Origin of the sequence: Parafrigoribacterium humi, assembly GCF_040227205.1 — a bacterium.
Lineage (GTDB): Bacteria > Actinomycetota > Actinomycetes > Actinomycetales > Microbacteriaceae > Parafrigoribacterium_A > Parafrigoribacterium_A humi.
In genome coordinates, this window is the sequence record NZ_JBELOA010000008.1 from 79,176 (window position 1) to 99,852 (window position 20,677).

General features: G+C 66.5%; 18 protein-coding genes. 11 read left to right on the plus strand and 7 right to left on the minus strand.

Going from position 1 to position 20,677, the window contains the following annotated elements; translation table 11 throughout:
- Positions 1 to 28 precede the first annotated feature (28 nt).
- From ABUA28_RS12080 to ABUA28_RS12095, 4 genes are all read left to right on the plus strand, one after another.
- A complete protein-coding gene (locus tag ABUA28_RS12080) occupies positions 29 to 652 on the plus strand; it encodes a sigma-70 family RNA polymerase sigma factor (RefSeq protein ID WP_349904432.1) in 624 nt (207 codons plus the stop codon).
- Positions 649 to 891 carry a zf-HC2 domain-containing protein gene (locus ABUA28_RS12085; protein ID WP_349904433.1) on the plus strand — a complete coding sequence of 81 codons (243 nt, stop codon included), beginning with the start codon at positions 649 to 651 and terminating at the stop codon, positions 889 to 891. The genes ABUA28_RS12080 and ABUA28_RS12085 overlap by 4 nt, the downstream gene beginning before the upstream one ends.
- A 95-nt stretch (positions 892 to 986) precedes the next feature.
- Positions 987 to 1,307 carry an ArsR/SmtB family transcription factor gene (locus ABUA28_RS12090; RefSeq protein WP_349904434.1) on the plus strand — a complete coding sequence of 107 codons (321 nt, stop codon included), beginning with the start codon at positions 987 to 989 and terminating at the stop codon, positions 1,305 to 1,307.
- Entirely contained in the window at positions 1,304 to 1,786 is a 483-nt protein-coding gene (locus ABUA28_RS12095) for an SRPBCC domain-containing protein (RefSeq protein WP_349904435.1), read from the plus strand. The genes ABUA28_RS12090 and ABUA28_RS12095 overlap by 4 nt, the downstream gene beginning before the upstream one ends.
- A gap of 247 nt (positions 1,787 to 2,033) precedes the next feature.
- Here the strand turns inward: ABUA28_RS12095 and ABUA28_RS12100 are convergent, their stop codons facing one another.
- The gene (locus tag ABUA28_RS12100) at positions 2,034 to 5,861 is read right to left on the minus strand and encodes a multifunctional oxoglutarate decarboxylase/oxoglutarate dehydrogenase thiamine pyrophosphate-binding subunit/dihydrolipoyllysine-residue succinyltransferase subunit (RefSeq protein ID WP_349904436.1); all 3,828 of its coding nucleotides are present in this window, start codon (positions 5,859 to 5,861) and stop codon (positions 2,034 to 2,036) included.
- Positions 5,862 to 6,019: 158 nt separating this feature from the next.
- Here ABUA28_RS12100 and guaB1 point away from each other — a divergent pair, with 158 nt between their 5' ends.
- The 7 genes from guaB1 (at position 6,020) to ABUA28_RS12135 (ending at position 13,856) form a co-directional block, all read left to right on the plus strand.
- Positions 6,020 to 7,459, plus strand: coding sequence for a GMP reductase (gene guaB1 / locus ABUA28_RS12105; RefSeq protein ID WP_349904437.1), 1,440 nt, complete (start codon positions 6,020 to 6,022; stop codon positions 7,457 to 7,459).
- Between the two features lie 253 nt (positions 7,460 to 7,712).
- Positions 7,713 to 9,014 (plus strand): hemolysin family protein, encoded by a 1,302-nt coding sequence (locus ABUA28_RS12110; RefSeq protein WP_349904473.1) that lies wholly within the window; start codon positions 7,713 to 7,715, stop codon positions 9,012 to 9,014.
- Positions 9,007 to 10,047 carry a hemolysin family protein gene (locus tag ABUA28_RS12115; RefSeq protein WP_349904438.1) on the plus strand — a complete coding sequence of 347 codons (1,041 nt, stop codon included), beginning with the start codon at positions 9,007 to 9,009 and terminating at the stop codon, positions 10,045 to 10,047. The genes ABUA28_RS12110 and ABUA28_RS12115 overlap by 8 nt, the downstream gene beginning before the upstream one ends.
- 57 nt (positions 10,048 to 10,104) lie before the next feature.
- A complete protein-coding gene (locus ABUA28_RS12120) occupies positions 10,105 to 10,959 on the plus strand; it encodes an ADP-dependent NAD(P)H-hydrate dehydratase (protein WP_349904439.1) in 855 nt (284 codons plus the stop codon).
- Positions 10,956 to 12,269, plus strand: coding sequence for a hypothetical protein (locus tag ABUA28_RS12125; RefSeq protein ID WP_349904440.1), 1,314 nt, complete (start codon positions 10,956 to 10,958; stop codon positions 12,267 to 12,269). Before ABUA28_RS12120 ends, ABUA28_RS12125 begins: the two co-directional genes overlap by 4 nt.
- Positions 12,270 to 12,273: 4 nt before the next feature.
- Positions 12,274 to 12,585 carry a thiamine-binding protein gene (locus ABUA28_RS12130; protein ID WP_349904441.1) on the plus strand — a complete coding sequence of 104 codons (312 nt, stop codon included), beginning with the start codon at positions 12,274 to 12,276 and terminating at the stop codon, positions 12,583 to 12,585.
- Positions 12,582 to 13,856 (plus strand): MFS transporter, encoded by a 1,275-nt coding sequence (locus ABUA28_RS12135; protein WP_349904442.1) that lies wholly within the window; start codon positions 12,582 to 12,584, stop codon positions 13,854 to 13,856. The genes ABUA28_RS12130 and ABUA28_RS12135 overlap by 4 nt, the downstream gene beginning before the upstream one ends.
- A 6-nt stretch (positions 13,857 to 13,862) precedes the next feature.
- On the opposite strand, the gene ABUA28_RS12140 is transcribed toward ABUA28_RS12135, so the two are convergent.
- The 6 genes from ABUA28_RS12140 to ABUA28_RS12165 form a co-directional block, all read right to left on the minus strand.
- Complete coding sequence (locus ABUA28_RS12140; protein WP_349904443.1) at positions 13,863 to 14,534, minus strand: response regulator transcription factor; 672 nt, start codon at positions 14,532 to 14,534, stop codon at positions 13,863 to 13,865.
- Between the two features lie 36 nt (positions 14,535 to 14,570).
- On the minus strand, positions 14,571 to 15,833 hold the full coding sequence (locus tag ABUA28_RS12145; RefSeq protein ID WP_349904444.1) for a hypothetical protein: 1,263 nt from the start codon (positions 15,831 to 15,833) through the stop codon (positions 14,571 to 14,573).
- Positions 15,830 to 16,993, minus strand: coding sequence for a sensor histidine kinase (locus tag ABUA28_RS12150; RefSeq protein WP_349904445.1), 1,164 nt, complete (start codon positions 16,991 to 16,993; stop codon positions 15,830 to 15,832). The genes ABUA28_RS12145 and ABUA28_RS12150 overlap by 4 nt, the downstream gene beginning before the upstream one ends.
- Before the next feature lie 282 nt (positions 16,994 to 17,275).
- Positions 17,276 to 17,941 carry a response regulator transcription factor gene (locus ABUA28_RS12155; RefSeq protein ID WP_349904446.1) on the minus strand — a complete coding sequence of 222 codons (666 nt, stop codon included), beginning with the start codon at positions 17,939 to 17,941 and terminating at the stop codon, positions 17,276 to 17,278.
- A gap of 112 nt (positions 17,942 to 18,053) precedes the next feature.
- Positions 18,054 to 19,259 carry a homoserine O-acetyltransferase MetX gene (gene metX, locus ABUA28_RS12160; protein ID WP_349904447.1) on the minus strand — a complete coding sequence of 402 codons (1,206 nt, stop codon included), beginning with the start codon at positions 19,257 to 19,259 and terminating at the stop codon, positions 18,054 to 18,056.
- A gap of 113 nt (positions 19,260 to 19,372) precedes the next feature.
- Positions 19,373 to 20,677 (minus strand): bifunctional o-acetylhomoserine/o-acetylserine sulfhydrylase, encoded by a 1,305-nt coding sequence (locus tag ABUA28_RS12165; RefSeq protein WP_349904448.1) that lies wholly within the window; start codon positions 20,675 to 20,677, stop codon positions 19,373 to 19,375.

Consider the following 20,677-nt stretch of genomic DNA (forward strand, 5'->3'; position numbering starts at 1 on the left):
CGACCCCGTCCAAGTAAGCTTGGCGTCGATGACGACCTCGACCGATAAAACGCCTGCACCTGATGAGGCTCGCGCTCTGTTCGAAGAACAGGCGATCCCCTACATGGATCAGCTCTATGCCGCGGCGATGCGGATGACCCGCAATCCATCGGATGCGTCCGATCTCGTGCAGGACACCTTCGTCAAGGCCTTCGCCGCCTTCGGACAGTTCCAGCAGGGCACGAACCTCAAGGCCTGGCTGTACCGCATCCTCACCAACACCTTCATCAACGGGTACCGCAAGAACCAGCGCAACCCCTACCAGGGCACGATCGACGAACTCGAGGACTGGCAGCTCGGCGGGGCGGAGTCGGTCACCCAGGGCAGGTCCACCCGGTCGGCAGAGGCAGAGGCCATCGACCACCTGCCCGACAGCGACGTCAAGGACGCGCTGCAGTCCATTCCGGAAGACTTTCGTATGGCGGTCTACTTCGCCGACGTAGAGGGCTTCTCCTACCAGGAGATAGCCGACATCATGAAAACACCGGTTGGGACCGTGATGAGCCGCCTTCATCGTGGAAGGCGGATGCTCCGGGAACTGCTGGCTGGGTATGCGCGAGATCGCGGGATCGCGGTTTCGGGCGGCACGAAATCGTCTGGGAGTCGAAAATGACCGATTGCGGTTGTGACAAGGCCAAGGCAGAGCTCGAAGAGTATCTTCACCACGAGCTCACCAAGGCGGATGCTGCGGACATCGCCGAGCACATGGCCGGCTGTGTCGATTGCGAGACCGAACACCGTGTCGGACTCGTGCTCACGCAGGCCGTGCAGCGCGCCTGCAAGGAGACCGCACCCGAGGACCTGCGCGAACAGGTGCTCCTGAGGCTTCGCGAGATCCAGGCCACGCACTGAGCGGGTCGCCACGGCGTAGCGCATCGTTGCCTGTCATGAGGTTAAGCTCATGCAACGTGTTGACAGGTGACTAATTGGTCACCTATTATTCGGGGATGGATGACGGCGATCTGGTCTTCAAGGCACTGGCCGACCCGACCCGCCGTCACCTGCTGGACCAGCTCTTCGAGCGTGACGGTCGCGCGCTCGGCGAGTTGGGTACCGACGTGGAGATGACTCGCTTCGGGGTGATGAAGCACCTCAAGGTGCTTGAAGATGCCGGTCTCGTCATCTCCCGGAAGGTCGGGCGGGAACGATTGCACTTTCTCAATCCGGTTCCGATCCGACTGATCCACGACCGGTGGATCACCAAGTACACCGAGCGACGCGTCAGCGCACTCACCGAACTCAAGGAACAGTTGGAGCAGGAGAAATGACCACTACGGGTTCTCTCACCGAAACCACAACTCAGGTCTACCAAGTCCTGATCAGGGCGACCGCCCAGCAGATCTGGGACGCCATCACCACACCGGAATTCACCAGTCGGTACTTCCACGGCGCCCGCGTCGAGACGACCGGCGTGACCGGCACGCCGTTCCGGTACTACGCGCCGGACGGCACCACCCTGTGGGGCGACGAGATCATCGAAGAGGCCGACCCGCCGCACAAGCTGGTCGTGCCCTGGCGCTCGCTCTACGATCAGGACATGGCCGCCGAACCACGGAGCAGGGTCACCTGGCTGATCGAGGAACAGGGTCGCGGGGTCTGCTTGCTCACCGCCGTTCACGACCGGCTGGAGAACTCCCCGAAGACCGCCAAGAGCATCGGCGGCATCGGGTGGCTGACCGTCATCGACGGTCTGAAGACGCTGCTGGAGACCGGGCAACCGCTATTCGACCCGGATCCGACGGCATGACCACACAGCCAGGTGGATGCCGGACGCGTTGCGGCGCACCGTCATCCCCTGTGCTGACATCTACAAATATCGCGCCGCGAGTTCGGTGGATTCGTGCTTCATGGCACCGCCGGCTGTTCGGAGGTCGAGCGTGTCGAGACCGTCTCGACGAGTCACCCCGCGGAGATTTCGACACGCTCAACCCACGCGGGCTCAGTCCGCGCAGACAGACTCAATTTCCGCCGACAGGCTCAGTCCTCGCACAGGGCTAGAGCGTGAGCGCGCGATCGATCAGCTCGACCTGCTCCTGAGCACTGCGCTTGGTCGATCCGGTCGCGGGCGACGCGGATGCCGGGCGCGAGGCGACCAGCACGGAGCGATCGTTGTAGTGGCGAGCCAGCTCGAGGCAGATGAACGGCCAGGCACCCTGGTTCTCCGGCTCCTCCTGCGCCCACATGAGTTCGGCGTTCGGGAACTGCGAGAGCACCGAACTGAGCTCACGGAGCGGAAGCGGGTAGTACTGCTCGACACGTACGAGCGCGATGTCCGTGCGTTCACGCTTGCCGCGCTCCGCGAGGAGGTCGTAGTGCAGCTTGCCCGAGTGCAGCACGACGCGCTTCACTGCGGCCTTGTCTGTGATGGTCGCGTCGTCGATGATCGGCTCGAATCGGCCGCTCGTGAAGTCCGCGATCTCGCTCGTCGCACCGCGCAGTCGCAGCATCGCCTTCGGGGTGAATACCACGAGTGGGCGACGCGGACGCTGGTACGCCTGGCGGCGCAGCAGGTGGAAGTACGAGGCGGGCGTCGACGGCCTCGCGACCGTCATGTTGTTCTCCGCGCACAGCTGGAGGTACCGCTCGATGCGAGCGGAGGAATGGTCAGGACCCTGGCCCTCGTAGCCGTGCGGCAGCAGCAGCACGACGCTGGAGCGCTGGCCCCACTTCTGCTCCGCGCTCGCAATGAACTCGTCCACGATGATCTGGGCGCCGTTGGCGAAGTCACCGAACTGGGCCTCCCAGAGCACGAGGGCATCCGCACGCTCGATCGAGTATCCGTATTCGAAGCCCATGGCGGCGTATTCGCTCAGCAGGGAGTCGTAGATCCAGAACCTGCCCTGGTTCTCGCTCAGGTTGCCGAGTGGCAGCCATTCCTGGCCGTTCACGCGGTCGTGCAGGATGGCGTGGCGCTGCACGAAAGTGCCTCGTCTCGTGTCTTGGCCGGCCATCCGCACCGGCGTGCCTTCGAGCAACAGGGAACCGAGCGCGAGGAGCTCACCGAAGGCCCAGTCGATCGAGCCGCTGCGGCTCATCTCCACGCGCTTCTTGAACAACGCCTGCAGTTTCGGATGCACGGTGAACCCTGCTGGTGGGTTGTCGTGGGCACCGCCGACGAGGGCGATGACACTTTCGCTGACCGCCGTCGACTCCGGGACGCCATGGCTGTCGTCCTGCTGGGACGTCGGACGCTCGAGATCCGCTACCGCGTTCTGGTCCTGGATGACGATCGGCATCGACGCGGTCTGCGCGGCGTGGGTCTCGGCGAAGGCGCGCTCGAGGCGGTCCTGGAAATCCTGGTGCGCCGAGTTGTATTCGTCTTCGGTGATGTCACCGCGGCCGACGAGCGCTTCGGTGTACAGGGTACGAACGCTGCGCTTCGCCTCGATGAGGTTGTACATGAGCGGCTGGGTCATCGAGGGGTCGTCGCCCTCGTTGTGGCCGCGCCTGCGATAGCAGATGAGGTCGATGACGATGTCGCGGTGGAACTCCTGGCGATACGCGAAGGCGAGCTCCGCGGCACGCACGACGGCCTCGGGGTCGTCGCCGTTCACGTGGATGATCGGGGCCTGGATAGTCTTGGCGACATCCGTGGAGTAGACCGAGGTGCGGCCCTCGCTCGGCGGCGTCGTGAATCCGACCTGGTTGTTGATGTTGACGTGGATGGTTCCGCCGGTGCGGTACGCGCGCAGCTGCGACATCTGCAGGATCTCGGACACGATGCCCTGGCCCGCCATCGCCGCATCGCCGTGGATCATCACGGGCAGAACGCGGAAGCTTCCGATCGGCTTGCGGTCCTGTTTGGCGCGCACGATGCCCTCGAGCACGCCGTCGACGGCCTCGAGGTGCGAGGGGTTGGCGGCGAGGTAGACCGGAATCTGCTCGCCGCTGGCGCCGGTGAAGGTGCCCTCGGTGCCGAGGTGGTACTTCACGTCGCCGGAGCCCTGGATGGTGCGGGGATCCTGGGTGCCCTCGAACTCGCGGAAGATCTGACCGTAGGTCTTTCCCGCGATGTTCGTGAGCACGTTGAGCCTGCCGCGGTGGGCCATGCCGATGGCCACCTCGTCGAGCTGCTCGGCCACCGCGCCCTGCAGCAGGGCGTCCAGCAGGGCGATGGTGGATTCGCCGCCCTCGAGGCTGAAGCGCTTCTGGCCGACGTACTTCGTCTGCAGGAAGGTCTCGAACGCCTCGGACTCGTTGAGCTTCTCGAGGATGCGCATCTGCTCGTCGTGGCTCGGCTTGGTGTACGGGCGCTCCACGCGATCCTGGATCCACTTGCGCTGCACCGGGTCCTGGATGTGCATGTACTCGATGCCCGTGGTGCGGCAGTACGAGTCGCGCAGGATCCCGAGGATGTCGCGCAGTTTGGAACTGCGCTTGCCGCCGAAACCACCCGTGACGAAAGTGCGATCGAGATCCCAGAAGGTGAGCCCGTGGTTGTAGATGTCGAGGTCGGGGTGGATGCGCTGGCGGTACTCGAGCGGGTCGGTGTCCGCCATGAGGTGGCCACGCACCCGGTACGAGTTGATGAGCTCGTGCACTCGAGTGGCCTTGCTCAGGTCCTCAGCAGGGTCGACGCTGATGTCCATGCCCCAGTGGATGGGGTCGTAGGGGATGCGCAGGGCCGCGAAGATGTCTTCGTAGAAGTTGTGCTCACCCGTGAGGCGCTCCTGCACGAGCTTGAGGAATTCCCCGGAGCCCGCGCCCTGGATGACCCTGTGGTCGTAGGTGGAGGTGAGGGTGATCGTCTGCCCGATGGCGAGGTCCACGACCGTCTTGAACGACGAGCCGCGGTACTCCGCCGGGTACTGCAGCGCACCGGCGCCGATGATGCAGCCCTGGCCGCGCATGAGGCGGGGCACCGAGTGCTCTGTGCCGATTCCGCCGGGGTTGGTGAGTGAGATGGTGGTGCCGGCGAAGTCGTCGGCCGTGAGCTTGTTGCTTCTGGCCTTGGCGACGAGCGCCTCGTATGCTGCGACGAACTCGCTGAAGTTCATGGTGTCTGCGCGCTTGATGCCGGGGACCAGGAGCGCGCGAGTGCCATCCGGCTTCGGGATGTCGATGGCGAGCCCGAGGTTGATGTGTGCTGGTGAGACCACGGAGGGCTTGCCATCCACCTCGTCGTAGTAGACGTTCTGGCTCGGGAAGCTCTTGAGCACCTGCACGAGCGCCCAGCCGATGAGGTGGGTGAATGACACCTTGCCACCGCGGGCGCGCTTCATGTGGTTGTTGATGACGATGCGGTTGTCGATCATGAGCTTCGCCGGCATGGTGCGAACGCTTGTCGCGGTCGGCACGGCAAGGCTCGCGTCCATGTTGGCCGCGAGAGACTTCGACATGCCGCGCAACGGCTGCACCACGTTGGTGGCCTCTGCGGGCTCCGCGGGGGTCTCCGGCTTCTGCGTCGTCGGCGCCTCGGCGGGGATGGGCTGGGGAACAGCCTGCTTCGAGGTGGTCTTCGCGACGGGCTGGCCCTGGAGCGGCTCCGTCACGGGAGTCGTGGGCTGGGACGCCTCCGCAGCTGCGGGTGCCGCCGGAGCGGGCGCGGCTTCTGCAGCTGGAGCCGGGGCTGCCGGGGCCTCTGCCGCCGGGGCCTCTGCTTGCTGGACCTCTGCTTGCTGGACCTCTGGGGCGGGAGCCTGCTGTGTCGCGTCGCCCGCCTGCACGGGGTGGTAGTTCTCGAGAATTGGCCACCAGGACTGGTCTACCGAATTCTTATCGACGATGTACCTTTCGTACATTTCGTCTACCAGCCACTCGTTGGCTCCAAACTCGCCAGAGGAGCCGTCCTCTGACGCGAGTCCGGTCACTTGGCTCGACACCGCGTACCGCCCACTTCTTTGTCGTTCACTGTCTGTGTGTGATGCTGCGCGCCGTCATGCGCACACAGCCTACGTACCACCATCGGCCGCATTCGTTCAAGCGTAATCGCTTTGCCTGAACCCTGCCGTCCCCCACGGCAGGCACTACCTTTAAAATCATGGAGTTTTACGAGGCATCGCCCCATCACGACCTGACCTACTCGGACGTGTTCCTGGTTCCGCGGCGCTCATCGGTCGGCAGCAGGCTGAGCGTGTCACTCGAGACGAACGACGGCACGGGGGCGACGATTCCGATCGTCTCCGCCAACATGAACTCCGTCACGGGCCCGCGCCTTGCCGCGACCCTCGCCCGGCGTGGCGGGCTCGGGGTGCTCCCACAGGATCTGCACCTGCAGGATCTCGACACGGCCATCCGCTGGGTCAAGAACCAGCCGGTCACCTTCGACACGCCCATCTCATTCCCGCCGGAGACCACGGTCGCGGAGGCGCTCAGGCAGATTCCGCCGGTGAGCGGGCACGGCATCCTCGTGCACGACAGCAACGGGGAGTTCATGGGGCCGATCCTCGCCGCGCGGCTCGGTACAGCATTGCCGGATGCCCGGCTCGGCGACCTGCTGCACGGCCAGCTCGCGTCCATCGATGCCGACGACGTGACGGATCCGCGGGCCGCCTTCGATCTCATGGTCGCCGCAGACATGGAGTTCGCTCCCGTGCTGCGCCACGGAGAGGTCGTCGGCTCGCTCAGTCGCCGGAGTGCGCTGCGCTCGACGCTGTACTCCCCGGCGGTCGACCGCGACGGCAGGCTCATCGTGGCCGCGGCCCTCGGGGTCAACGGAGATGTCGTGGGCAAGGCGACCGCACTCGTCGCCGCCGGCGTTGACGTGCTCGTGCTCGACACCGCGCACGGACACCAGGACAGCATGGTTCGCGCCGTCGAGACGGTGGCCGGCCTTGGGCTCTCCGTGCCGCTCGTCGCGGGCAACGTCGTCACGCCAGACGCGGTCGCCGACCTCGTCGGAGCAGGAGCCACCATCGTCAAGGTCGGGGTCGGCCCGGGCGCCATGTGCACGACGCGCATGATGACCGCGGTGGGGCGTCCGCAGTTCTCCGCCGTGCTCGAGACCGCGCAGGCCGCGCGGGAACTCGGAGCGCACGTGTGGGCGGATGGCGGGGTGCGGTACCCGAGGGACGTGGCGCTCGCGCTCGCCGCCGGCGCCGCATCCGTCATGATCGGATCCTGGTTCGCCGGCACCATCGAGGCGCCAGGCACGCTCGAGACGGACGCGCAGGGTCGCCTCTACAAGGAGAGCTGGGGCATGGCATCCACCAAGGCCGTGCACGACCGCTTCGACCGCCTCGACGCCTATGAGCTCGCGCGCAAGGAGCTCTTCGCGGAGGGCATCTCCTCGTCGAAGATCTACCTCGACCCGCTGCGTCCGTCGCTCGAGGACCTGCTCGACATGATCACCTCTGGCGTGCGCAGCTCGCTGAGCTACGCGGGAGCATCGACCCTGCAGGAGTTCACCGAGCGGGCACTCGTCGGCATCCAGTCTGCCGCGGGCTACGAGGAGGGCAAGGCCCTCCCCGTCAGCTGGTGAGCGCGCTGCGGCTATGAGGAGCGCGGAGCGGTCCTGCGACGCCAGCGCCGACTGAGCCGGGCTCACGCCGCCGGTTCCGAACGATGCGCCAGCATCGGACGGCCGTGCCGGTGGGGAGCGAAGTCGGGTCCGTGAGAGACCAGCTCGTGCCTCGCTACTCAACCCGCCTTAACCAACGGGTCTCTGTATACTCATCGGATAATGGACGACCCCCCTCCTGGCGCGTGCTGGTGGCCCCGTGTATGACCTGATCATGCTCGCCGTCGGCCTTCTCCTGACCGTGGGAACCGGATTCTTCGTCGCCTCGGAGTTCTCGCTCGTCAACCTCGATCGCGCTGACCTGGAGGCGCGGCAGCAGCGCGGTGAGCGTCGGCTCGCGATCTCGATCGGCGCGCTCAAGATCACCTCGACGCATCTCTCGAGCGCGCAGCTCGGCATCACGCTCACGACGCTGCTCACCGGATTCACCATGGAACCCGCGATCGGCTCGATGCTGCGCGGCCCGCTCGGCGCGCTCGGGCTCGCCGACGGCGTGATCACGATTCTGGGCGGGGTGCTCGCGATCATCGCGGCAACTCTGCTGTCGATGATCATCGGCGAACTCGTGCCCAAGAACTTCGCTCTCGCGCTGCCATTGGCCACAGCCAAGCTCGTGCTGCCCTTCCAGGTCGGGTTCACCTGGGTGTTCCGGCCGTTCGTGGCGCTGCTCAACGAGACCGCCAACGGCATCCTTCGCGCCGTGGGTATCGAACCCCGTGAGGAGCTCTCCTCCGCCCGCACCGCCGAGGAGCTGTCGTCGCTCGTGCGTCGCTCCGCGAAGGAGGGGAGTCTCGACCGGGACACCGCGACCCTGCTCGCTCGCACCCTCGCCTTCAGCGAACTCAGCGCGACGGACGTGATGACCCCGAGGCCCAGGGTCTCGAGCGTCGAGCGCACGGACCCTGCCCAGCTCGTGATCGACCTCGCCAAACGCACCGGGCTGTCGCGCTTCCCCGTGGTCGACGACGGCATAGATGACGTCGTGGGCTTCGTCCATGTCAAGCAGGCCGTTGCGGTGCCGCGCGAGCGCCGCGGTGATGTGCCGGTCTCTGCCCTGCAATCCGAGGCGCTGCGGGTGCCGGAGACGATGGGGCTCGACCTGCTGCTCGGTGAGCTGCGCGGGCGCGGATACCAGATGGCCGTGGTCGTGGACGAATACGGCGGAACCGCGGGCGTCGTCACCCTTGAGGACCTCGTGGAAGAGCTCGTCGGCGAGGTCGCAGACGAACACGACAGGACCCGCGCGGGCGTCGTGCGCTCGCGCAACTGGCTGACCTTCCCCGGGATGCTCCGTCCGGACGAACTGCTCGAGCGAGCCGAGGTCTCCGTGCCGGAGGACGGACCCTACGAGACCGTCGCGGGCTTCCTGATGAGCGAGCTCGGCCGCGTCGCGGTCGTCGGCGACACCGTGCAGGTCGACGCGGGCGAGTTCAGGGTCGAACGGATGGATGGCCGCAGGATCGACCGGGTGCGCTTCACCCCGAGCCACGTGGAAGAGGGTGGCGGAGATGAGTGACCTGTGGGGCCTCGTCTGGCTCGTCATCCTGCTGCTCGCCAACGCGTTCTTCGTCGGCGCGGAGTTCGCCGTGATCTCGGCCAGGCGGTCACAGATCGAGCCTCGTGCGGATGCCGGCAGTCGCGCCGCGAAGACCACGATCCACGCGATGGAGCACGCGACCATGATGCTCGCGACGAGCCAGCTGGGTATCACGGTCTGCTCGCTGCTCATCCTGAACGTCTCTGAGCCCGCGATCCATCACCTCGTGGCGCAGCCGCTCGGCCTCACCGGCTGGTCGGTGGAGGTCATCGCGACGATCTCGTTCGTGATCGCGCTCGTGGCCGTGTCGTTCCTTCACGTGGTGTTCGGCGAGATGGTGCCGAAGAACCTCTCGTTCTCGGTGCCCACCCGCGCCGCGCTCATCCTCGCCCCGCCGCTCGTCTATCTCTCCATGGCGTTCAAGCCGATCATCGTCGCCCTCAACGCGACCACGAACGGCATCGTGCGCCTGTTCGGCGTGCAACCCCGCGACGAGGCGACGAGCGCGTTCACGGTCGACGAGGTGGCGACGATCGTCGCCCAGTCCACGAAAGCCGGCGTGCTCCACGACAGCATCGGCGCGCTCAGTGCGGCGTTCGAGTTCTCGGTGAAGAAGGCCAAAGACATCGCGGTCGGCATGGACACGGTCGTGAGCCTGTCCGAGGCTGCGACGCCCGCGGAGGTCGAGCGCGCGGTAGCGCAGCACGGCTTCTCGCGCTATCCGCTCCTCGACGAGGCGGGGGAGCCGAGCGGTTACCTGCACCTCAAGGACGTGATCGACCTCGAGGAGACGCACGAGTTCACCGAGCCGGTGCCGCCGAAACGCATCCGCCAGCTCATCTCGATCTACCGCGAGACCGACCTCGAGGACGCCCTCGCGTCCATGCGGCGCTCCGGCGTGCATCTCGCGCGGGTGTTCGACGAGGCCGGGGCGACGCGGGGCGTGCTGTTCCTTGAGGACATCATCGAGGAACTCGTGGGCGAGGTCCAGGATGCGACCAGGCGCGAGTGATCGACGGGGGCCCGCATCCGCTGGGCCGCGGGCGGTTCGCGAACTATCGTGAATACCATGGCTGCCTTTCGGGAGTGGACACCGGGCGATGCGCGCGAGTGCATCGCTGTTCCAGGCATCGGCGACGACAAGTACTCCAGGGGAGTGCTCGGCGTCGTCACCGGTTCTGAGCAGTATCCGGGGGCGGCGGTGCTGGGCGTCGAGTCCGCACTGCGCACCGGCCTGGGAATGGTGCGATACCTCGGCCCCGCCAGACCCACTGGCCTCGTGCTGCAGCGGCGACCCGAGGTCGTCACGTCGCCCGGGCGAGTGCAGGCATGGCTGTTGGGCTCCGGAATGGATGCCGGGCAGCGCGACGACGAGACCAACTCCCGTCTGGCTGAGGCGCTCGACCAGTCGCTTCCGACCGTGCTCGATGCGGGTGCGCTCGACCTGCTCGGCCGCGTGACGCACGGGGCGGACGGCATCGTCATCACGCCGCACCTGCGCGAGCTCGCGAGGGTGCTGGACACCGAGGTGGCCGAGATCGCGCGTGATCCCGCGGAGGCCGCGAGGCGGGCCGCAGGAGAACTCGGCGTGACGGTGTTGCTCAAGGGACACACGACCCACGTCGTTGCGCCGGACGGTACGGGGTTCACGGCATCGATTGCTCCGAGCTGGACGGCCACCGCGGGCACGGGCGATGCACTCGGCGGCGTGCTTGGAGCACTGCTGGCCACCCACGCCCGTGAGCTCGCGAGCGAGCCCTCCGACGGCACCCTCGCGGCCAGGCTCGCGGCCACGGCCTCGGTGCTGCACGGACTCGCGGCCACGCGGGCGAGCGCGGGCGGTCCGTTCGTGGTGCTCGATCTTGCGGCGGCGCTGCCGGCGGTCATCTCTGGACTGCTGGCCGGGCATCCGGCGTCTTCGTGACGGAGGTCGATCACCGGTCGCGGCCTGCGCGTCGAACGGTTCCACGCTGGTTCACGACTCGCTGGGCGCTCTGGTGCGGGTTCGCCGTCACCCACCTCTGGCTGGCGTTCGTGAGCCTGAACGGCGACAGGCATCCGCTCGGTGACGTCACCCTCGTCTATCTGCCCTGGATTCAGCACGGCTTCGCGACAGGGCACTGGGTAGGCCTCGACCTGCCGTGGGTGTATCCGATCCTCGCACTCCTGCCGATGCTGCTGGCCTTCGTGTTCGGGCCGGCCGACTATGCCATCACCTGGCTGGTGCTCGTCACGGTGCTCGACGCCGTCGCCTTCGGCTTCCTGATCGGATGGCGGCGGCCGACACCACGGGTTGCCGCGGCGTGGTGGTGGCTCGGTTTCCTCGTGTTGCTCGGGCCGATCGCCGTCTCGAGGCTCGACACCGTGACGGTGCCGTTTGCCGTCGTCGGCCTGCTGTTCGTGGCGTCGAGACCAAAAGTGGCCGCTGCGATCCTCACGGTCGCGACCTGGATCAAGGTGTGGCCCGTGGCCCTCATTCTCGCGCTTGTGATCGCCGTGAAGGCGCGTGGGCGCATTCTCGTCGCCGTCGTCGTCAGTTCCGCCGTCATCGCCTGCGTCGCGGTGGCTCTCGGCGGCGGGTCCCAATTGCTCAGCTTCGTGACCCAGCAGTCCACCCGAGGGCTGCAGATCGAGGCCCCCGTGAGCACGCTCTGGCTCTGGCAGGCCTGTGCGGGAGTACGACACGCGCACGTCTACTACGACACGGCCCTGCTCACCTTCCAGGTCAGCGGAGACGGCGCTGCCACCGTGAGCGCGCTCATGACGCCGCTCCTCGGCATCGTGATCGTCACGATCGTGCTGCTGGCCGTTCTGCGCGTGCTGGGACACGCTCCGACGGCGCGCCTGCTGCCGCCGCTTTCTCTCGCCCTCGTCACCGCGTTCATTGCGTTCAACAAGGTGGGGTCACCGCAGTACCTGGCCTGGCTCGCCGCACCGATCATCCTTGGACTCGTGCTGCCGGCTGCCGGGGGAGCGTCGTTCAGGGTGCCCGCGATCCTCGGCGTCGCGCTGGCCGCGCTCACGCAGGTCATCTATCCGTGGTTCTACGACGGCGTGCTCGCGCTCGAGCCGCTGATGCTGTTCGTGCTCACGGTTCGCAACCTGCTCCTGTTCGTGCTCCTCGGCTGGGCGGTTACCGCGGTGTGGGCGTCCGGTCGCGAAAAGGCGCGTACGGGGAATGCCCGCGAGCGTGACAGGCTTGAGGATGTTGGGCACATTGCTCGGAGGGAGTAGCAGCATGCTCGTAGCATTTTCGGTCGCACCAAGCGGGAGGCCAGAGGATGGCGACTCGGTTCACGACGCCGTCGCCGCGGCCGTGAAGGTCGTGCGTGACTCCGGGCTACCCAATCGCACCTCGTCGATGTTCACCGAGATCGAGGGCGAGTGGGATGAGGTCTTCGACGTCGTGCGCAGGGCGACGGATGCCGTCTCCGCCTTCGGGTCGCGCGTTTCGCTCGTGCTCAAGGCCGACATCCGCCCGGGACACAGCGGTGAGATCGACGGCAAGGTCGAACGCCTGGAGCGCGCCATCCGCGACTCTGGCCAGTGAGCGTCGCGACAACCGCCACCGGAGTTGAGCGCGAAGGTCGGGCATCCGCCCCACCGCTGAGTCCAGCCCGCACACGGCTGGCGCTGCTTGCGCTCGCGCTCGGCGGCTTCGGCATCGGCTCGACTGAGTTCGTCGCGATGGGCCTGCTGCCCAATCTCGCGCACGATCTGCTTCCGGCGCTCGCCGCCGCGCATCCCGAGGCGGCCAACGCGCAGGCGAGCTGGCTGGTCTCCGCCTACGCGCTCGGCGTCGTGGTCGGTGCACCGACGATTGCGACTCTCGCCGCGCGCTTCCCGCGCAAGCAACTGTTGCTCGTTCTCGCCGCGACCTTCACCGTGGCGACCGTGGCCTCTGCGCTGCTGCCCGGATTTGGGCTCGTGCTGTTGGCGAGGTTCGTGGCCGGCCTGCCCCACGGCGCCTATTTCGGTGTCGCCTCTCTCGTCGCGGCATCCCTCATGGGGCCGGGGCGACGCGCTCGCGGCGTTGCCCTGGTACTCGCGGGCCTCACGATTGCGAACGTCGTCGGGGTGCCCGCCATCACGCTGCTCGGCCAGACCACGAACTGGCGCGTGGCCTATCTCGCGGTCGCGGCCATCTTCGCGCTCAGCTTCGTCGCGATCGCCTTTCTCGTTCCGTTCCAGACAGGCGACCCGGCCGCCACGATGAAGCGCGAGTTGAAGGCGTTCGGCCGCACGCAGGTCTGGCTCGCCCTGCTCATCGGCTCCGTCGGATTCGGTGGCTTCTTCGCCGTGTACACCTTCATCTCGCCACTCGTCACGGAAGTCACCGGTCTCGGCCTGCGCTTCGTGCCCGTCGTGCTCATCATCGTCGGTGTCGGAATGACGGTGGGAAACCTCGTCGGGGGATGGGCTGCGGACCGCAACATCATGCGTTCCGTCTTCTCGTTCTTCGGGGTGTTCGCGCTGTCGCTCGTGGGCCTCGCGCTCAGTGCTTCCTCGGTCGTGGGGTTGTTGGTGTTCGCCTTCATGATCGGCGCGTCCTCGGCTGCGCTCTCTCCGGCGATCCAGACGAGGCTCATGGATGTCGCGGGTGACAGCCAGACGCTCGCTGCGGCCGTCAATCACGCCTCGCTCAATCTCGGTAACAGCCTCGGTGCGTTCCTCGGCGGGGCGGCGATCGTTGCGGGATTCGGTTACGCATCGCCCGGCTGGGTCGGACTGGCGCTGTGTGTTCCGGGAGTGGGCCTCGCCGTTGCGAGCGTGCTCGTGGAGCGCAGGCACCCCATCGATCGTGGCGTGCGGGCACACTGAACCGAATCAGAAACCGGGCGGCGTCTCTGAGGAGATGAGGATGCCGTCCTGGATCGCGCGCTTGCGCAGTGCGACCTTGGTGCCCACATCGATCCCCGCGACGCGATACTTCTCGCGGATGCGCTTGAGGTAGGACTTCGCCGTCTCCTCAGAGATGCTGAGCTGGTACGCGACGGCCTTCACCGGCTCCCCGCCGCCATAGAGCGCCATCACCCTGCGCTCCTGCGCGCTGAGCTTCGGTGCACCGCCGACGGTGCCCGCGTTGAGCGCGAGGTCGAGTTCCGCGGAGATGTAGGACTCTCCACGGGTCGCCGAGCGGATCGCCTCGACGATCATGTCGGCATCCTCGCTCTTCACGAGGTAGCCGAGCGCTCCGGCCGCGAGTGCCTCACGCACGACGTTGGGCTCGGAGTATGTGCTCATGACGACGGTCTTCACGCCGGTCGTGTTGAGCGTGGAGATCTTCAGCGAGATCGGGATGTTGTCTTTGAGATCGAGGTCGAGCAGGACCACGTCGACGGGGAACTCTTCGTGTGTCAGCAGCTCGGGCCATGTCGTGACGGCAGCGACCATGACGATGTCGGACGCGGCATTGCGGATCCATTCCGTCAATGCCCCGAGAAGCATCTTGTGATCGTCGACGAGGGCGAGTCGGATTCTGTCATCTGTTAGCGCCACGGTGATACCTGGTCTCCCTTGGGGTTATCCAGCATGCTATTGGTTTGCCGGGTTAGCGACCACGCAGTCGATCTCGACACGCAGGCTGGAGTTTTGGGTCGAGTCGATGAAATGTCCAACTTTTCCGATCGCATTCCACGTGGTCGGTTCCACTCGATTGCGCGAGACTCCCGTGGTGGTGATGACGATAGGCACGGCCACACCCTCACCGGAGGAGTTATCGAGTTTGGGCGCGATCGGCCCGAGAGTGAGCTGCGCGGTGGGGGCAACCTTGCCGTTGCTGCTCACCAGGAGCCACACGGCGGCGAGCAATCCGTCGCGCTGGTGCGGATCGAGCAGGCCGGCGAGGCTGCCGGGGTCGCTGAGGGTGACACTCTTGCCGAGCTGCTCGGATTCGGTGATCGCGTGGTACAGCCAGGTCTCTCGCCTGCCCTCGATGAGGTGCAGCCGGAGCTCGGTGGCGAGGGATGCTGCGGTGGAGGCGATCTTGGGCGGGAGCGGCAGCTTCACCTTCTCCGTTGCGACGGAGTCGAGGAGTTCCTCCGCCGCGAGGTCAAGCCTTGCGAGTTCCTCGGAGGCGAGCATGCCGACCGCGAACCGGGGAGCCGAGATCGTGCTCTGCACGAGGACCCTGTCCAGTTCGAGCTGCACGAGTCGTCGGAAGCGCCGCACGACATAGACGCCGAACAGGGGCGGGAGCACGGCGAGAGCGACGACGCCGAGCTGGGAGGGCAGCGTGGCGCTCGTCAACGGCGTCGTGAGCAGGATGGCGACGACAAAGGCGGTTCCGAGCAGGCCCGCGGAGATCACCATCTCACTCGCTCGCCGCAGGGTCACCGCGATGAGGAGCCCGAACCCGACGGATGCGGATGCCGTTGCATAAGCCCCCACGTCGTGAAGCGGCCAGATGGCGGTGAAGTCGAGGGCCACGACGCAGGCCTGGGCGACGAGGAATGCACCGAACAGGACGCCGGACATCCGTTCGCCTCTCGTCGCCAGGGCGACGGCGACGCCCACGAGGGACGCGGTGTAGATGAACCACGACGCCACGATGGGCAACAGGTTCGGGTACACGCCGATGTTCCAGATGAAGAGTGTGATCCCGAAGATCGCCTGCACTCCGGCTATGACGCCGGCCCCCATACCGAGGTAGCCCGTTCCGAGACTCGCGCCCGGGGCGCTGGCCTGCCGCACGGCACGACCGGCGGTCGACCCGCTCGGAACACCGCCGGGGCGTCGTCCGCGTTTGCCGACGATGACTCCGAGGGTGTTCTCCTCCGGACGAGAGGTGTCGCTCACTTCGGCACCTCCAACACGACCGTCGTTCCCGATCCCTTGGCGGAGAACAGCCTCGCGTTACCGCCGACCTCTTTGAGCCTGCCGACGACGGAGTCCTTGAACCCGAGTCGCGCCGCGTCGATGTCTTTGAGATCGAAGCCGACCCCCGCATCCGTCACCATGGCTCGCACGGTGGTCTCGTCGTCGGTGATGGTGACGTGCGCGTCGGTGACTCCAGCGTGGCGACGCACGTTCTCGAGGCACTCTGCGAGGGCGAGCAGGAAGGCGTCAAGCACGTTGCTGGGCAGCAGCACCTGGCCCGTACCATGCCAGCTCACCTCGAGTCCCATGCGGCCGAAGCGCTGTTTGACGGACTCGAGGGTGGTTCCGAGGATCGACTCCTCCTCCGCCTCGAGGTTGTAGATACCGGAGGAGTGCGGAACAGGGCTTGCTCCGAGGCGCAGTTGTCGCAGGAGCCGCGCATCGTCGCTGGCCTGTTGCTGGAGGGCGGCCACGGTGACCCCGAGTCCGGAGTGAGCGAGCAGCGTGAGGGTTGCCAGCACGGTGTCGTGAAGCAGCCTGGCGCCCTGGCGGCGCTGCGCCTCGGTCTCGCTCGCCTGCCGTTCTGCGCGATGCGCTCGTCCGATGCTGAAGATCCTGCGCGCGGCCCGCGGAACGCTCGTGCCGAGCCAGTAGCCGAACAACGCCGCGAGGATCCAGCCCACGAGACTTGCTGCCGCCTGCGGGGCGATGGCCCCGTCGGCCGGAGATGCAAACTGCACGAGGATGAACGACAGCCCCGCTCCGAGGACGAGGACGAGGATGCGCGAGACTCCACCCAGGAGCACGATCGCAAAGGACGCGATGCTCGCTCCGGCGAGCGGAACCATCGCGTCGGAGAGCGCCGAGGTCTCGCTGTAGCCGTTCGGAACCTGTGCAACCACGAGAATGGCGAGGCCCGAGACCAGGCCGAGAATGACCCACAGAATCGACTGGCCGATGCCGATTCGGTACTGCGCAAAGATGAGCAATGCAAACAGGGGGAGGACGGCAAGATAGCTCGTCCAGGGCAGAACTCCGGGCACACTGAAGACGAGAAGGGCAACAATCGTCGAGCCCAGCCCAGCAACGCGAGCCGAACGATGTAGAAGACGATCGCGTTCTTTGGCGATTGGTTCCACGCTAGACATGCTTCCACACTGTCACTCCAAGTGGGGGTGCGACACCGTTCGGCGCAGAATGATCTCTGCGAGTACAGTTCAGGTGAAGAACGAAGAGGGGCGCGCCGAGTAGATCGGTAGCCACACTCCATGCCGGATGAGGTGCCCACGCACCGGAGTCCGGATCGGCGCTTACACCCGAATAAACGGCGCCGGGCGGGGACCTCACCAGAGGAACCAGCCAGACCGGGGGGTCTTGCTAAGAGGGCCACAGGAACTGTGGCCCTCTAGCAGAGAAGGCCCCTACTCCTTAGGTACCCAGCCGACGCGGATGCCGTGGTCGCGCAGCTTGATCTTCGAGCCGAGGTCCATGCCTGCGTCGCGATACTTGCGTCTGGCACGCTTGATGTAGGACTTCACGGTCTCGTCCGTCGTGCCCATCGCCGAGGAGACCTCCCTGATGGTGCGACCGGACGCGTAGAGCACGAGCGCGCGCTGCTCGCGGCGCCCGAGCCCCGGCAGTGCCCCGGGGGTCGTGCCCGACATGGCCCGCAGCAGGGGCTCATTGTCGTAGCGCATTCCGGCCGCTGCCGAACGGATCGCGGCGACCAGGGCATCCGCCGTCTCGGTCTTGGGGATGAAACCGAGCGCTCCTGCCTGGACGGCGCTGTAGATCGTCGACATGTCAGCGTGCCTGCTCATGACGATCGTGCGACTGCCCGCAGCGGTCAGAGCGCGGATCTTGGTGCCGATCGGGATGTGGTCGTCGAGGCTCAGGTCGAGCACGACCACGTCGACGGGGAACGCTCTGTGCGCGAGAAGTGCGGGCCAGCTCGCCTCGCTGATGACGACCTCGATGCCGGGGTGGTGTGCGGCAAGATGCGCGACGAGCCCGTCGAGAACGAGCCTGTGATCGTCGATCACGGCAACCCTGATGCGCGGGGCACCCTCCTCGTGCGGCGGCGTCATGGGCGGCCGCTCATCGGCGAGACGTCGTCGCGGAGGTCCGCCCTGCTGCCAGACCGTTCTGTATACACTCGATCAGCATAGCCAGTTATGACAAGCTCTCGGTTGTTTCGCGTCAGCTCTCCAGAAGGCGCACGAGCTCCGGACCCACCAGGTCATGCTCGATGAGGAAGCCGTCGTGCCCGAACTCGGAGTGGATGATCACGGCGCTCTCGCCATCGATGTTGTTCTTCAACAGGCTCGCGATGAGCACCTGGTATTCCGCGGGGAACAGGCGATCGCTGTCGATCCCGAGCACGAGACTGCGCGCGGTGACCCGGGAGAGCGCCTCCGTGACCCCGCCGCGATCCCGTCCGATGTCGTGCGAGTTCATGGCCTGCACGAGGAGCATGTAGCTGTTCGCATCGAATCGACGAGTGAACTTGTTGCCGTGGAAGTCGAGGTAGCTCTCGACCGCGAACTTGCCCGCTGCGCCGAGCGGGCTGATGCTGCTCTGCCAGCTGCGCTGGAAGCGATCGTTGAGTTCGGAGGGGGAGCGGTAGTTGAGCAGGGCCATGCGCCTGGCCAGCGCGAGCCCGCGATACGGGCCGTCGCCATCCTTCGCCTCGTAGTAGTCGCCGTCGTTGAAGCCCGGATCCATCGTGATGGCTTCGATCTGCACGGAGTTGAGTGCGATCTGGTCTGCGCTGTTGATCGTGGGGGCCGCGAGGATGGCGACCCGCTCGAGGCGGTCGGGGTGCCCGATCGCCCACTCGAGCGCGTGCATGCCGCCCATGGAACCGCCGATGACCGCAGCCCACCTGCTCACGCCGATCGCCTCGGAGAAGGCGAGCTGTGCCGTGACCTGGTCACGGATCGTGAGATAGGGGAAGCGTGTTCCCCACTCCCTGCCGTCCTGGGCGAGGGACGCGGGGCCCGTGCTGCCCTGGCAGCCACCGAGCATGTTTGGGCAGACGACGAACCACTCGGTGGTGTCGATGTACTTGCCCGGGCCGATGATCCCGTTCCACCATCCGGCCGTCGGATGCCCCGGGCCGGCCTTGCCGAGCAGGTGGCTGTCCCCTGTGAGGGCGTGCAGCACGAGCACGGCGTTGCTCCCATCGGCGTTGAGTTCGCCCCAGGTCTCGTACGCGATGCGCGCCGAGGGGATGCGACCGCCGCGCTCCGGAGTGACCTCGCCGATCGAGACGAACTGGCGCTCGCCCGGGTCATCGCCCTCGCGCCAGGCCCCCGTGGCGGGTGGCTTACCCGCGAGCGCCCGCACGTTCGCCTCGGTGATAAAGCTCGAAGGAACCGTGTCCTCGGGTGTCTGCCAGTCCATGTCTAGTTCAGTATCGCCGACCACGCGGCGGCCACCGAATTTGTTACACGGCGAAGCCCGCGCGCAGCACGTCACCGCGATCGCACGAGGTGCGGTGGCGGTGACGGTGAGCGCTACTGGGCAGCGACCGCGCGGGCTGCAGCGAGACCTGCCTCGAGGTCTGCCTTGATGTCGTCGATGTTCTCGAGTCCGACAGACAGGCGCACGAGTCCGGGTGTCACGCCCGCGGTGAGCTGCTGCTCGGGGGTGAGCTGCGAGTGCGTGGTGGAGGCCGGGTGGATGATGAGGCTGCGCACGTCACCGATGTTGGCGACGTGGCTGAACAGGCTCACGTTGTCCACGAGCGCGCGTCCGGCATCCACACCACCCTTGAGGTCGAACGACAGCACTGCTCCGACACCCCTGGGCGCGTACTTGTTCGCGGCGCCGTACCACGGGCTCGACGGAAGACCCGCGTAGTACACGGTGTCGACGTCGTCGCGGGCGTCGAGCCACTCGGCGATCAGCTGGGCGTTCTGCACGTGGCGCTCGACCCGCAGGCTGAGGGTCTCGATGCCCTGGATGAGCTGCCAGGCGCTCGCCGGGGCGATCGCGGCACCGAGGTCGCGCAGCAGCTGCACGCGCGCCTTGATGATGTAGGCGATGCTGTCGCCGAGCACCGTCGTGTAGCTCGCGCCGTGGTACGACGGGTCTGGCTCGGTGAGGCCGGGGAACTTCTCGACGTTCTTCGACCACTCGAACTTTCCGCCGTCGACGATGATGCCGCCCATGACCGTGCCGTGGCCGCCGAGGAACTTGGTGGCGGAGTGCACGATGATGTCTGCGCCATGCTCGAGCGGACGAATGAGGTATGGGGTGGCGATGGTGTTGTCGACGATGAGCGGGATGCCGTTGTCGTGCGCGATGCCTGCGACGAGCTCGATGTCGAGCACGTTGATCTTCGGGTTGCCGATCGTCTCGGCGAAGAAGAGCTTGGTGTTCGGACGAACGGCGCGGCGCCACTCCTCCGCGTCATCCTGGTTCTCGACAAAGGTGGTCTCGATGCCGAGCTTCTCGAGCGTGTACTTGAACAGGTTGTATGTGCCGCCGTACACCGACGACGACGACACGATGTGGTCACCCGCGTTGGCGATGTTCAGGATGGCGAGCGTCGTCGCCGACATCCCCGAGGCCAGCAGGAGGCCGGCCGTGCCGCCCTCGAGCGCCGCGACGCGCTGCTCGACAACGTCCTGCGTCGGGTTCTGGATGCGGGTGTAGATGTTGCCGAACTCGGCCAGCGCGAAGAGGTTCTTGGCGTGCTCCGCGTTGTTGAACACATACGCCGTGGTCTGGTAGATCGGCGTGGCCCTGGCGTTTGTCGTGGGGTCGGGTTGCGCGCCCGCGTGAATCTGTTGTGTTTCGAATTTCCAGTCGCTCAT

What these genes read in the sequence shown, in the direction of transcription:
- ABUA28_RS12090 (WP_349904434.1), top strand. Translation starts at nt 987, where the DNA reads ATGGATGACGGCGATCTGGTCTTCAAGGCACTGGCCGACCCGACCCGC.
- ABUA28_RS12120 (WP_349904439.1), top strand. Translation starts at nt 10,105, where the DNA reads ATGGCTGCCTTTCGGGAGTGGACACCGGGCGATGCGCGCGAGTGCATC.
- ABUA28_RS12115 (WP_349904438.1), top strand. Translation starts at nt 9,007, where the DNA reads ATGAGTGACCTGTGGGGCCTCGTCTGGCTCGTCATCCTGCTGCTCGCC.
- ABUA28_RS12155 (WP_349904446.1), bottom strand. Translation starts at nt 17,941, where the DNA reads ATGACGCCGCCGCACGAGGAGGGTGCCCCGCGCATCAGGGTTGCCGTG.
- ABUA28_RS12165 (WP_349904448.1), bottom strand. Translation starts at nt 20,677, where the DNA reads ATGAGCGACTGGAAATTCGAAACACAACAGATTCACGCGGGCGCGCAA.
- ABUA28_RS12080 (WP_349904432.1), top strand. Translation starts at nt 29, where the DNA reads ATGACGACCTCGACCGATAAAACGCCTGCACCTGATGAGGCTCGCGCT.
- ABUA28_RS12130 (WP_349904441.1), top strand. Translation starts at nt 12,274, where the DNA reads ATGCTCGTAGCATTTTCGGTCGCACCAAGCGGGAGGCCAGAGGATGGC.
- ABUA28_RS12095 (WP_349904435.1), top strand. Translation starts at nt 1,304, where the DNA reads ATGACCACTACGGGTTCTCTCACCGAAACCACAACTCAGGTCTACCAA.
- ABUA28_RS12085 (WP_349904433.1), top strand. Translation starts at nt 649, where the DNA reads ATGACCGATTGCGGTTGTGACAAGGCCAAGGCAGAGCTCGAAGAGTAT.
- guaB1 (WP_349904437.1), top strand. Translation starts at nt 6,020, where the DNA reads ATGGAGTTTTACGAGGCATCGCCCCATCACGACCTGACCTACTCGGAC.
- ABUA28_RS12110 (WP_349904473.1), top strand. Translation starts at nt 7,713, where the DNA reads ATGCTCGCCGTCGGCCTTCTCCTGACCGTGGGAACCGGATTCTTCGTC.
- metX (WP_349904447.1), bottom strand. Translation starts at nt 19,259, where the DNA reads ATGGACTGGCAGACACCCGAGGACACGGTTCCTTCGAGCTTTATCACC.